This window comes from Gracilibacillus dipsosauri (assembly GCF_003176895.1).
Lineage (GTDB): Bacteria > Bacillota > Bacilli > Bacillales > Amphibacillaceae > Gracilibacillus > Gracilibacillus dipsosauri.
Map to the genome: position 1 here is coordinate 11,192 of NZ_QGTD01000018.1, position 14,083 is coordinate 25,274.

Sequence of the window (14,083 nt, forward strand, 5' to 3'; positions counted from 1 at the left end):
TGCTGGTTGAACTGCAGTTTACAGAGGCGATAAAGGTTATTTTTACTTGAGATCTCGTTTGAAATGAAGTTTATAAGAGTGATAACAGTCATTTCGGTGTGAACTGCTGATTGAGCTGCAGTTTATAAAGGTGATAAAGATTATTTTTGCTTGAGATCTCGTTTGAAATGAAGTTTATAAGAGCGATAACAGTCATTTCGAAGAGAACTACTAGTTGAACTGCAGTTTATAAAGGCACAAAGGTCACTTTAGCGCGAAAGCCTCCTGTTAAAATACTTAAGATCGAAAAAAACCTTTTCAGTGTGAAGTGCCATTTAAATGAAAAGCATACCAAAAGCAACCCAACCCCTAACCATCATTTCAATCCAGTTACAATTCTCTACTAAACAGCTAAAATGCTATCATTTTCAAACATTCTATGATCAAATTATTTCAAATTATGTAACATTATATTTGTCAATTGCCAATACCGTAAATTTATCGTAAAATGTAATATTGTGATAGATAAAATTGTGTCCTAATGTAGGAGATTGACAGATGCCAAAAAAAGTATTAATTTTAACACAAAACTTCTATCCTGCTATTGGTAGTGCTGGTAATAGAATGAAGAATATTTTTCAATTACTATCAAAGGCAGATGTGCAAGTAGAGGTGTTAACAATAGAACCATCCTACCCCAATAAAAACATGTACAAGGATCGAACATTTTGGGACGATGAGGATGTAAATAAGCAAACAGATAAAATCACACGATTACCGATAAAGAGCAGGAAATTTACGAACAAACTAATTAGTAGGCTCTTTTTTTATTTAGAGATTATGTATCGTTTTATTTTCGAGCTATGGAGAAGAAGAAAGGATGGATATGACTATCTATATGTATCCACACCTCCAATTTTTATCGTGTTCTCTGCATGGCTGTTAAGAAGACCGATGAAAGCAAAAATAATCTTAGAGGTAAGAGATTTATGGCCTGATAGCTTAACAGGTGTTAAATCATTTGACCAAAAATGGATCATTCGATTTTTTCAGTTTGTTGAGAAAAAAATGTATCACATGGCAGATTTAATCGTTATTAATAGTAAGGGGTTTGCCTCCCATATACAAGAAAAGCTAAAAAAGCAAAAGAAAATTGTCTTTCTACCAAATGGACCTCGTCAAAAAGAATTAATTGAAAAAAGCCCTTTAGATGAAGAATTCCGTGTCGTCTATGCTGGAAATCTTGGACTCGCACAGGATATTGATCGTCTAAAGCAAGTAGCACAACAGCTACACGAGCATGGCATTCACTTTGATGTATTAGGATATGGAATGAAAACAAAAGAATTCAAGCAATTTTTGACGGATAAACAATTAACCAATGTCCAAGTACACAAGCCAACCACGAGAAGAAAGAGCTTAGAGCTCATACGAAAAAGCCATGTCAGCATTGCCTTTTTAAATGATGTCGAGGTTTTTTCGACCGTATTACCAGGTAAGGTCTTAGACTATATGACCTGTCAAACACCGATAGTTGCAGGCGTTAAAGGAATCGCAGCAGATCTGATTAGGGAAAATCAGACAGGCTATGCCTTTTCGTCAAATGATACAACACTTATGCTAGAAAAAGTGTTAGAGTTAAAGGAAGATCAAGAGCTTTTAGCTAGAATGCAGGCAAACTGTTTAACAACAGTTACAAAACATTTCCTGTGGGAGCATAATATAGAACGATTGGTAGATATTATAGAATAAAGAGGGTTAAATAGATGAAAAGAGTAGGTATGTTTGTTTGGAATCACTTTACAAACGATGCTCGAGTTATGAGAGAATGCACATCCTTATCACAAAATGGCTATGATGTAGAGCTTATTTGTATAGATGATCCGAGTGATCCGAATGTAAAGAAATATGAAGAAATTAATGAGCATTTTCGTGTCTATCGTATGAAACGATATCCAAGTACATTATTAGCACTACAAAAGCTTTATCGATTTACAGTTGGCAAAAAGTGGCCTATCCTGCCAATGGCTATCATTTGGGCTTTTCTAGTCTATTTGCTGCCATGGGTGATTATCCCTTTAACCATTCTCGCAGGTGTATTATTAAAGACAAAGGCAAGAATCGTTTGGGTTCGAGGAGCACTCATCTTACGAATGATGTGGAAAGGTCATAGAGGAAACTATGATATTTATCATTCCAATGATTTAAATACAATGCCTCAAGGCTATGTTAGTGCGAAATGGCGTTTGAAGAAAAAACCACTAATCTATGATTCCCACGAGGTTCAGACAAGCCGTACAGGCTATGACAGCCCGTGGTATAAGAAATTTGAACAATTTTTCATTAATCGCATGGATTCGATGATGGTGGAGAATGACACAAGGGCGAAGTACAATGAAGATTTATATGGCTTCTATCCTTATGTATTGCACAACTATCCAACTGAACAAAATAGTGAAGAAACAGAAAAAGTAGATCTGCATAAAATATTAGGTCTGCCAGAAGATGAGAAGATTCTACTTTACCAGGGTGGTATCCAAACAGGACGAGGTCTAGAAAAATTAGTGGAAGCATACCCACAATTTGATGAAGGAACGCTCGTTTTTATTGGAGATGGTAGAATCAAGGAAAAGCTACAAGCAATGGTGAAAGAACGGAATTTAGAGGATGGTATTAAATTCTTGCCAAAAGTACCATTGAAAGAACTTCCAAAATATACGAAAAATGGCTACTTAGGATTCCAGGTGCTGAATAACGTATGCTTTAATCACTACTCTGCTTCCTCTAATAAGCTTTTTGAATATATGATGGCTCGCGTGCCTGTTGTGGCATGTGATTTTCCTGAAATCAAAAAAGTAGTAGAGGATAATAAGATTGGTGTGACCGTTGACTCTCATAATCCAGATGATATTGCAAGAGGAGTTAACTATATCTTAAATAATCCTGAAAAACGGGAATTGTTTAGCCAGAATTGTATTCCTGCGAGAAAGCAGTATAATTGGGAGAAGGAACAAGCTAATTTATTAGAGGTTTATCGACAGTTTTAATTATCGGAAAAAAGAAAGGAAGTACTATAAATGAATTTATGTACAGTAGGGTTAGGATATATCGGCTTACCAACATCTATCATGTTTGCAAAGCATGGCGTGAATGTTGTCGGAGTTGACGTTAGTGAGAATGTTATTGAATCATTAAATAATGGAAAAATTCATATAGAAGAGCCAGGTTTACAAGAAGCATTAGAAGAAGTAATCGATAAAGGTACATTTAAAGCACAGCTTAAACCAGAAAAAGCAGATACTTTTATCATTGCTGTACCAACACCAAACAATGATGACGAGCATAAATCATGTGATCTAACGTATGTATTATCTGCAATAGAAAGCATTCTTCCTGTACTAGAAAAAGGAAATACGGTAATCGTAGAATCAACGATTGCACCGAGAACAATGGATGATAGTGTAAAGCCACGTCTAGAAGAAGCTGGTTACACCATTGGCGAGGATATTTTCTTAGTACACTGTCCAGAACGCGTTCTTCCAGGTCAAATTATGCATGAATTAATTTACAACAATCGTATTGTCGGTGGAATCACTGACGCATGTACAGAAAAAGGTGCAGAAGTTTATGAAACTTTTGTTCAAGGAGAAATTATTAAGACACAAGCCAAAACAGCAGAAATGTCGAAATTAATGGAAAATACTTTCCGTGATGTGAACATTGCTTTAGCAAATGAATTAGCAAAGGTTTCAACAGAATTAGGGATTAACGCGCTAGAAGTAATTGAAATGGCTAATAAACACCCACGTGTTAACTTGCACACACCTGGACCAGGTGTTGGGGGACACTGTCTTGCAGTCGATCCATATTTCATTATCGCAAAAGCACCAGAATCAGCTAAATTAATTAACTTGTCACGTCAAATCAACAATTCTATGCCAGAATACGTGATGGACGTAGCAGAAAAATTATTGGCGAAAAATAATGGAAAGAAAATTACCGTTTTCGGTTTAACTTATAAAGGTAACGTAGATGACATTCGTGAAAGTCCGGCGATGGATATCTATGAAGCATTACATGCAAAACCTGAATTAGACGTAGTAGCATATGACCCACATGTGCAGCTAAGCTTTGTAGAGAAAGATCTGGCAAAAGCGTTAGATGGATCGGACCTTGTGCTTGTCTTATCAGATCATAACGAGTTTAAATCACTAACAAGTGAGCATTATGCCAAGATGAATACGAAACAGGTATTTGATACGAAAAATGTCGTGAAAGAGTGGACAGATGAGATAAATTATATGAATTATGGGAACTTGTATAAGTTTTTGTAAAATAAGTTGAAGGAAGCATGTTAAATGAAGAATCCAGTAGTTCAAGTGTTAAAAGAACAAATAGATAATTGGGATCTAATTTACCGAATGGCTTTATTTGAAATTAAAGGAATGTACCAAATTCATTATTTAGGTACATTCTGGCAATTTCTAAACCCTGCAATACAGATAGCCATTTATTGGTTTGTGTTTGGTACTATAAGAGCAGGAAGTGACGTTGACGGTACACCATACTTTTTATGGTTGATAATTGGACTAATTCCTTGGTTTTTTATTAGTCCATCCATTGTTCAGAGTTCGAACAGTGTCCATCAAAAAATTGGCCTTGTTTCAAAAATGAATTTTCCGGTCAGTCTACTTCCTACTATTAGAATATTTAGTAATTCATTTCAATACATGATTATGACTGGTATATTAGCTTTAATAGCTATTCTATATGGTGTAGAGCCTTCAATAAAGATGTTTCAGTTTATTTATTATCTCATCTGTTTATACATTTTTTTATTTGCTTTTTCATTACTGAGCTCAACTATTTCAACATTAGTTAGGGATTTTCAAATGTTTCTTCAATCTATGATGCGGATGTTGTTATATTTAACTCCAATATTATGGGATACAAGTTTAGTAACGGACAAATTTGGGCCAGTAGTCGAAAATATTCTGAAACTTAATCCATTTTTTTACATTATAGATGGTTTTAGAAACTCTATATTAGGTGGGGAATGGTTTTTTGAAGATGTCGTTTATGGATTATATTTTTGGTCTCTGACCCTTGCTTTATTATATTTTGGATCGAAAATACATTTGAAATTCAGAAAAGATTTCGTAGATTACTTATAATTAAGGAGATTTTTAAGTGAATAAAAAAGTAGTGTTCGAAAATGTTGTTAAAGTCTTTGAATTATACTCAAAGAGGTCAGACAAAATCGCCAGTCTCATAATGCCTAAGAAGAGAGAAAATAAAAAATTTGTAGCATTAAATCAAGTTTCATTTGAAGTGAATCCTGGTGAAACCATTGGTATTGTTGGACTAAATGGTTCAGGGAAGTCAACTGTATCTAATATTCTTGGTGGGGTAATTCAACCAACAGAAGGTAAAGTGATAATGAATGGAGAACCTTCATTAATTGCGATTTCAGCTGGATTAAATGGAAGTTTGACTGGTTTGGAAAATGTGGAATTGAAATGTATGATGCATGGACTAACTAAAAAGCAAATAGAAGAAAGATTGCCAGACATATTAGATTTTGCTGATATTGGAGATTATATTTACCAACCTGTAAAAAATTATTCAAGTGGGATGAAATCTAGATTAGGATTTGCGATATCAGTACATACTGATCCAGACATCCTAATAATTGATGAGGCACTTTCTGTAGGTGATTCTACATTTACCGAAAAATGTTTGAATAAGATGAATGAATTCAAAGAACAAGGAAAAACAATATTTTTTATTAGTCACTCAGCTGGTCAAATGAGAAAGTTCTGTGACCGAGTAATATGGCTACATTATGGTACTATAAAAATGATGGGAGAATCTGATAAAATTATTGACCAATACGTTCGTTTTACTAAGTGGTTTAATAAATTATCAAAAGAAGAGAAGAAGAAGCATAAAAATGAAATGCTAGCTAAGCAAATTCAAGAAAATAAAGTACCTGTTAAAAATAAGCAAGAAAAATTAAGCTTTTTGGAGTTAATAAAAAATATTCTAATATTGATTCCACCAGTTGTTATGGCTATATTATTAATTCTGGGGGTGTAGTTTATGGGATTATTCGAACAATTGAATATCGAATATGAGGTACAACTTCATTCGAATCACAATGAAGATCAACCTAAACAGCTTTTAAGTTTAGAAGAGATTAATGATGGTTACAAAACAAACTTTATAATAGAACAAAGAAGTTATGTAGAAATTAGATTTACAATAGACGAAAAGGATTTTGATTATATTCATACTAGAGGGGATATAATAGAACTTTATAAAGATGATAGCAAGAAATTGGAAATCCATGTAAATAGTAAAGAAATAGTTAATATAGAATCGACGGTAAATTCGTTTACCGTCATATTATTTGGAGACAAAATTCATACCGAAATTACCTTTAGGAATAGAGATTTTTTGAATAGTAGACTTAAAAGTCCTAGTGAATTAGAAAGCGTATTTCAATCTAACCAAGATATTAGGTATCATTTTGTTCAGGCAAAAGAGGCACAGCATGCAAATCATTTGGTAGTAGTTTTCTCTGCTTTTTCTAAGGAATACGTGTATAACTATAATTATATTGACACCCTTAAAGATATTCCGATAAATAAGTTATTTATATTAGATGATTTTGGTGCTAAAGGATCCTATTATTTAGGTAGGAATAAGGACTTCTCTATCGAGAATTCGGTTATATCTCTTATACTTAATATATGTGCTAAGTATAATATACCAATGAAAAATATTATCTCAATGGGTTCGTCAAAAGGCGGGTACTCAGCTTTATATTTTGGAGCTAAATATTCATTTGGTCATATTATAACTCTGGCACCTTCTTTGTATTTAGGGACATTTCTAAAGAGATTTCATCCAGATATGTTAGATTATATTTTAGGAAATAACCTAGATGCCGATGAAACTTATCTTAATAATACTATTTATAAATTGTTTAATAATAGAAATGGTTTTAAAGGTAATATCAAGATAATGGTTGGGACAAAAGATTCACGTAAGGATTCTCATATTAAGCCTTTTATTAGTTACCTAGATAAGATAGATTATCCATACGATTTCGATTTAGTAGATGGTGTAGATCATTCACAATTGAAGTATTTTGCACCGGAATATTTCAAAGTTCAGTTATCTAAAGTATTAGATATACCGCAGGTCCCAGAAATGTATTTAACAGACATAGATTTTAAAATTGACAATAATAAAGCAAAGATAAAAGTAGACTCTATAGGTGAAAATTTGGAGTATGCTTTCTATTGGTATTGTGATAATATAGTAATAAAGAAAGTGCTCTATAGTAATAACGACTGCTCCGAATTACCTATTGAAAAGGCAGGCGCTTATCGAGTTAGAGTCTTTCTCCGTAATACCTCAAAGGAGATAGTAACAAAAACTAGCCACACTATTAACATTTAAAAGGAGGAGATTAAGCAGGTGTTAAAGAAAATTATTACTTGTTCTTTAATACTTTTTCTAGTCTTGAGTACGATAACTCCATCGTTTGCTACCACCGAATCAACACAGAATGAATCGGAAGAAGAGTATCAGCTTTATAGACTACTAGAAGAAGTATCGATTGATGATCTATTTGTTTTACCTAAAGATACGCTAATATTTGCCCAAGAAGAGGAAGGGCATTTACTCATTGAAACTAATGGTAACACCTTCCGTATTGATGCAAATGAGGTAACTAAACTGAACGATTCAAAAGAACTGGGTATAGACAAGGAATTCATTAATCAACTATTAGATACTGAACCTCTTGAGAAAAATGTTGAAAGCAAATCGACATTGCATTTTAATGAAACAGAATTTACGTTAAAAGAACAAGTAGATTTTGAGGTCTTTAGTTTAGAAGACTCTGAATATGTATTTATTGCTGGTATTCCTTATAAAATTAGTCAACCAAATGAAAAGGTATCGAATAGTGAAGGGGAATTGGTTGAAGAAGAGTCGAAGGTATCAGAGGAAGATCAAAAACAGCAACAAGAAAATAATACGTCAAATGAACTAGAGGATCCGTCATCAGATGATCACACTCAGAATAAAAACCAAGAGACTAACTCTGTTGAAGATGATTCTAATCAAGACTCAATAGAGGATGGACAAATTACTAAGGAAGATAAATCAAGTTCCACTACTTCCGAAAAAAAGGAAGCGGATAGTAGTACCTTCTCTGTTAAAAGTGTTGATATTTGGACACAATCTACTACAAATTACTTTAAAGTAAATGTCTATAGTTTACCTGTATATATTAATAAGAATGGTAATTTGATTAAACAGGCAGAATTAAGAGAAGGTCAAGTGTACAAAAGAACTGGTTCTTTAAGTAATTGGCACATTATAGATTTTGGTGGTCAATCAGGTTATGTTTGGAAGGATTCTACTTCACCATTTAGTGGTAATCTCCCAAAGAATTTTACTAACAGTAATTATTATGGTGATCGAACCATAACAACGACTAATAATGCGGTTATTTATGACAACACTAGCGGTTCTCTAGTACCCTATGGAATGTTAGTTAAGAACATCAATTTTCCAGTTATTAGTGAGGCTGGAAACTGGTATAAAGTAAATTATGCTAATAGAGTGGGCTATATCCATAAGAACGGTGTAAAACCAAATTTTGTATCATCAGATAACTACTTTGAGGTTACGGTTCATAGTTTACCAATTTATGAGAGCAAAAATGGTAGTTTAGTTAAAGTTGGTGAATTGAGAAAAAACGAGGTATATAAAAGAATAGGAACTGCAGGTAATTGGCATGCAATTCAATTTGGGAATAAGCAAGGCTATGTCTGGTCCGATGATACCATTCCTGCAAATGAAAATGAAATGGCATCTATAGCTAACCCAAATAACACTAGTGGGACTTTTACAACTAAAGACCATACCGTAGTATATGATAATACTTCAGGTGAGATGATTCCAATTGGCCAAATAAGTAAAGGTAATTCTTATCCGTATGAGCTAATTGCAGGAAACTGGATAAAAGTTTCTTTCGGTAATAGATATGGGTATGTATACAAAGAATGGGTGAATTTTAATTTTACTTCTAGCCAAAATTATTTTAGAGTAAACGAAGACTATCTTCCTGTATATCATAATGTAGGAGGATCACTTGAAAAAGTAGGTCACCTAGTAGAAAATCAAGTTTATAAAAGAACTGGTTCAAAAGGTGATTGGCATGAAATAAAATTCGGTAATAAAGTAGGATATGTGTGGAGTAAATCTACACAGCCTTCCTCGAGCAATGCAGCTTCAAATTGGAATACGAATTTGTCGGATTCTAATACACAATTAATTGCCAGAAATGGTTTGAAAATTTATGATAATACTAGCGGTATGGTACTTTTTGCAAGGGTAGAAGAAGGTACAACCATTCCAATTATTGATAAGGTTGGTAATTGGTACCGAGTATTAATTGGAAACAGAATTGGATATTTTTATGAGACTGGTGTTTCTGATCATGTTTATAACTATACCAATTATAACATCTCGCTTAATGATATGGTGAATAGACAGTTAACTTATAATCCACAAACAGATGATCACACCTATGCATATGTTCATAAGGATTACATTAGGAGATCTGGAAGTGGATATCCTTTTACAGGAACTGTTAATGCAACAAGCCTACATGTTAGAGATATTCCTAATGGGAATTCATACGGGACTATCCAATCAGGAGCAAAGGTAACGGTAGTTGGAATAAGTTCAATGAACAGTAGTTGGTATAAAATAAAAAATCCATATAATAATTATGGTGGCTGGATGAAAGCTGATAAAGATCAACTGAATTATTATATGAATCCAAAAAACTTTGTTAATAATCCAGTACAAAGGTTACAATTTTTGAGATTGGATTTATTTTCCAACACAAGCACATCTCAATTAGCTAAATTATTAGTCAATAAAGGTATTCTAACTGGTAAACAATCAGTTTTTTATAATGCAGCAAAAGATGCAGGCATCAATGAAGTGTACTTAATTGCTCATTCATTATTAGAAACTGGTAACGGAACTAGTGAGCTTGCTACAGGTATCCCAGTAATGATTGAAAGAAATAGCTCAGGCAAACCAATTGTAGAGGATGGCGTTACTCAAGTAAGGTTAGCTACTACAGCAGAAAAGCCAGATAGTGTAGTTTACAATGTTTATGGCATAGGGGCATACGATGGGTGTGCAAAACGATGTGGAGCAGAATATGCCTTTAATGCTGGTTGGACTAATGTAGATAAAGCAATTTATGGTGGTGCAAAGTTTATAAGTACTGACTTTATTAAAAGTAGTGTCTATAAACAAAACACCCTCTATAAGATGAAATGGAATCCTGGTTTCTTTGTTGGTGAAAGCAATTCACCACATCAATATGCAACTGATATCGGATGGGCTTACAAGCAGGTTAATAGGATAAGTAAAACATTTGACCTATTAGATAATTACAATATGCATTTAGATATCCCGTCTTTTAAGTAATACTACTTACTCATTAATATCGAATCTTTTTAAAGATTCGATATTAATTTTTATGTACAGAAGTTAATAAAATAGTGTAAAACTATTTTTAATATGATATAATTTCGAGTGATTATAGTTTGAACTAACTTGGAGGTAAACATGAGTTCGTTAATAGAAAATGATCAGGACAACAAAGATAAGAACAATAAATATTTAATTATAACTAATGCGTATCCTCATGAGGATCAATTATATAGAAATGGTTTTATTCATAGAAGAGTAAAAGCATACCAAGCAAAAGGTCTCGATGTAGAAGTTTTTGTATTACATGGAGCCTTTCAAACTTTTGAAGAATACACTTTTGATGGTGTACACGTATCCAGAGGTCTAAAAAGTGACTTATATGCAACACTTTCAGAGACAAAATATAGTAAGATTCTTATACACTTCGTTTCTCAAGATATGATTGATGCTATAATGGATTCTGCACAAGATGTGCCTATTATTATCTGGGTGCACGGATTTGAAGCAGAAGCTTGGCACCGCCGATGGTTTAATTTTATGAGTAGTAAAGATGATTTGAAAAGAATACTTCAAATGAAGGATTCTTTTTATGAGAATCAACTAAAATTAATGAATTGGCTATATCAAACCAAGGAATTGAACCTTCAATTTGTTCATGTGTCTAAATGGTTCAAAGAACATATTGCAGAGTGTGATGCAAGAGCAGTGAGTCAAAATGCGTCCATTATCCCAAATATAGTTGACTCTGACTTGTTCAATTATCAAGAGAAATCAGAAAAACAAAGATTTAAGGTGCTTTCTATTAGACCTTACGCTTCTCATAAGTATGCTAATGATCAATCCGTAGATGCCGTCTTAGAATTGTCTAAGAGACCGTATTTTGATCGTCTTGAGTTTGCCTTTTATGGTGAAGGTAAACTTTTTGAAAAGACTTTACTACCTTTAAGAAATTTCGAAAATGTCACACTCCATAAATCTTTCTTAAACCAGAATGAAATTTCTGAATTACACAAAGAATATGGAATATTCTTATGTCCAACAAGATTAGACTCACAAGGTGTTTCGATGTGTGAGGCAATGTCGAGTGGACTAGTTCCAATTTCATCTGATATTACCGCTATACCTGAGTTTGTAACGCACAATTATTCGGGTTTATTAGCCAAACCAGAAGATCCAGTAGATTTAGCGGATATGATCGAGAGATTATTTTTTAATAGCTCCTTATTTAAAAAATTATCAAAAAATGCATCTGACAGCATAGAGAAAAAATGTAGTCAAGAGGTAGTAATAAATAAAGAATTGGAGTTGATTTTGTCTTGACTATTCAAAAAGAAGAGCAAAAGAATGAATTCCATCAATCGGTACAGGATGCAGAGTATTGGAGATTGATGTATGACGAATTAGAAGATCAAATGTATAAAATGATGAAACTAACTGTGGATTTATTGGAAAAAGAAGCACCAATGGATGAGAGAACATACAAACGAATAAAAGAATTGGAATTGGATTTAAGAAAATACAAATTATTTGAACATCGGGTAAAGGTAACATGGTTAGGAAAGCTCACGTTGAAATATATAAACTTTAAGAAGAAACTCAAAAGCATAATAAAGTGAGTCGGGGGAAGTTTAAATGACAACTATTAAAAAAAAAAATAACCGTATAAATATTCTATTATTTGGCTATATAAACATGAATGTTATGGATGGATCGGCTGTATTTATATCAAGTTTTGCAACAATGCTATCCAAAAATCCAAACATTAATGTTGACCTTGTACTTGCAAATCCAATCAGAAGAGATCTTTTACTACAACCACTCTACGAATTGGATAATGTTAATATAATTTGTCCTTATGATGATAGTGACCTTTCGGAGAGCGAATATTCATGGAAGAATAAAAATAGAATGAGCTATTTGGAAGCTAGTGAGGTAATTAATTATTATTGGGCTAAGAAGGATTATGATTGGTTTATTATTAGAGGTATAGAAGTAGCAATAAAATTAATTGATGTAAATCCAAATATTATAAGTAAATCCATGGTTTATATGACGGGGATTACGGACTCTACACAAGAAGTAACAAGTAGTAAGTTAACTGAATTTCAACGCTTAAGGGAATTAGATGCATACATCCTTTGTCAAACAGAAGAAATGAAAGAATTCCTTTTAACAAAAATGGATAAGGAACTTTTTGAGGATAAAATCATCCCACTTAATCCTATGGTTCCAGATACAGTGGATGAATTTGAGGATATATTTAATAAAAAAAGTAAGTATTATAAATTGTGTTATACTGGGAAGTTTGATAAAGGCTGGAACTCTATCCCGATGGTAGTGGGTTTTAAAGAATTAAAAGAGGATATCCCAGAAGCAACATTAGAAGTTGCTGGAGATAAATTTAATGTTGATAAGAATAATCCAAACTATGTTAAAGATTTAAAATATTTATTAAAATCGACCAAAAATTTAACTTGGTATGGAGCTGTTTCTAGAGATGAAGCAAGACAATTAATTATGGCAAGTGACATCGGAATTACTTGGCGAGACACTTCCATGGATACAAGCTTGGAATTGTCGACAAAACTTCTTGAATATGGAACATTAGGGAAGGCCGTGGTGTTAAATCCTACGCCAATGCATAAAAAAATATTCGGTGAAGAATATCCTTTATATGCAGAAACCTTAGATGATTATATCCATGTTGTGAAACAAGCGATGGAAGATCCAAGTGTATACGAAAAAGCGGCAAGAATTATGTTTGAAGGAAGTAAAAAGTTTACTTTTTCAGAGATATTGAATAATTTATTACCATATCTAATTAAGGACAAAGTTAAGGAAGTCTTAAAAGAAAAAGGTTTAGAAATTAGCGATACGGACACGGAAAATATTATAACGACTATTCAACTAGATCAAATATATAAATACGATTTGGATAACGGTAAACACTTATATATTTCAAACACTAAAGAGCATAAGAATATATTTAAGGTTTTAGAAGGAATCAGTGAACAAGGTGAAATTTTTGATATAGAACAAATAGGTGGTATATTGTTTCTCTTTGTGAATGATAATGATAAAAGTTTTTATGAAAATTACTATAAAAACTTTAATATTGATGTAATTAATAATATTGCCATTCGTGTGAACGATCAGAATGCAACAAGTAAGAATAATTACTTTAAACCAACATCTCTGAAGACACAACTATCGATTGCAGATAATGTGCAATCAGAACAGAGTAGAAGTGATTCTTCACAATTAAACAAAAAATATATGACACTTCAAAGTAAATATAATGCTTTAGCAAAATCCAAATTAGGAAGAATTCAATTAAAATATTGGAAAATAAAAAATAAATAAGCAATCTTTCACATCAACCTAAGCCGAATAAAATGGACTTAGGTTTTTTAATAAGAAATAATGTGTTGTTTCTGAAAAATAGGATAAATTAACAATTAGTGCTGATGATAAACATATAACACTCTTCGAAGCTGATAAATGTCAAGGATTGTAAACAAATTATCTAATTGATATACTTAGTATGTTGATTATAATTAATTTG

10 protein-coding genes are annotated in these 14,083 nt (G+C 32.7%); all 10 read left to right on the forward strand.

Annotated elements, in window-relative coordinates:
- Nucleotides 1–537: 537 nt before the first annotated feature.
- The 10 genes from DLJ74_RS16240 (at nt 538) to DLJ74_RS16285 (ending at nt 13,881) form a co-directional block, all read left to right on the forward strand.
- Nucleotides 538–1,731 (forward strand): glycosyltransferase family 4 protein, encoded by a 1,194-nt coding sequence (locus DLJ74_RS16240; RefSeq protein WP_109985234.1) that lies wholly within the window; start codon nt 538–540, stop codon nt 1,729–1,731.
- Between the two features lie 14 nt (nt 1,732–1,745).
- A complete protein-coding gene (locus tag DLJ74_RS16245) occupies nt 1,746–3,026 on the forward strand; it encodes a glycosyltransferase (protein ID WP_109985235.1) in 1,281 nt (426 codons plus the stop codon).
- 30 nt (nt 3,027–3,056) lie between these two features.
- A complete protein-coding gene (locus DLJ74_RS16250) occupies nt 3,057–4,313 on the forward strand; it encodes a nucleotide sugar dehydrogenase (protein ID WP_109985236.1) in 1,257 nt (418 codons plus the stop codon).
- Nucleotides 4,314–4,337: 24 nt separating this feature from the next.
- On the forward strand, nt 4,338–5,153 hold the full coding sequence (locus DLJ74_RS16255; RefSeq protein WP_054860201.1) for an ABC transporter permease: 816 nt from the start codon (nt 4,338–4,340) through the stop codon (nt 5,151–5,153).
- Between the two features lie 16 nt (nt 5,154–5,169).
- Complete coding sequence (gene tagH, locus DLJ74_RS16260; protein WP_109985237.1) at nt 5,170–6,078, forward strand: teichoic acids export ABC transporter ATP-binding subunit TagH; 909 nt, start codon at nt 5,170–5,172, stop codon at nt 6,076–6,078.
- A 3-nt stretch (nt 6,079–6,081) separates the two neighbouring features.
- Complete coding sequence (locus DLJ74_RS16265; protein ID WP_109985238.1) at nt 6,082–7,449, forward strand: hypothetical protein; 1,368 nt, start codon at nt 6,082–6,084, stop codon at nt 7,447–7,449.
- An 18-nt stretch (nt 7,450–7,467) separates the two neighbouring features.
- Nucleotides 7,468–10,512 (forward strand): glucosaminidase domain-containing protein, encoded by a 3,045-nt coding sequence (locus DLJ74_RS16270; protein WP_109985239.1) that lies wholly within the window; start codon nt 7,468–7,470, stop codon nt 10,510–10,512.
- 141 nt (nt 10,513–10,653) lie between these two features.
- The gene (locus tag DLJ74_RS16275) at nt 10,654–11,838 is read left to right on the forward strand and encodes a glycosyltransferase family 4 protein (protein ID WP_109985240.1); all 1,185 of its coding nucleotides are present in this window, start codon (nt 10,654–10,656) and stop codon (nt 11,836–11,838) included.
- Complete coding sequence (locus DLJ74_RS16280) at nt 11,835–12,134, forward strand: hypothetical protein (RefSeq protein ID WP_054787641.1); 300 nt, start codon at nt 11,835–11,837, stop codon at nt 12,132–12,134. Before DLJ74_RS16275 ends, DLJ74_RS16280 begins: the two co-directional genes overlap by 4 nt.
- Before the next feature lie 16 nt (nt 12,135–12,150).
- On the forward strand, nt 12,151–13,881 hold the full coding sequence (locus tag DLJ74_RS16285) for a glycosyltransferase (RefSeq protein ID WP_109985241.1): 1,731 nt from the start codon (nt 12,151–12,153) through the stop codon (nt 13,879–13,881).
- Nucleotides 13,882–14,083: the final 202 nt, after the last annotated feature.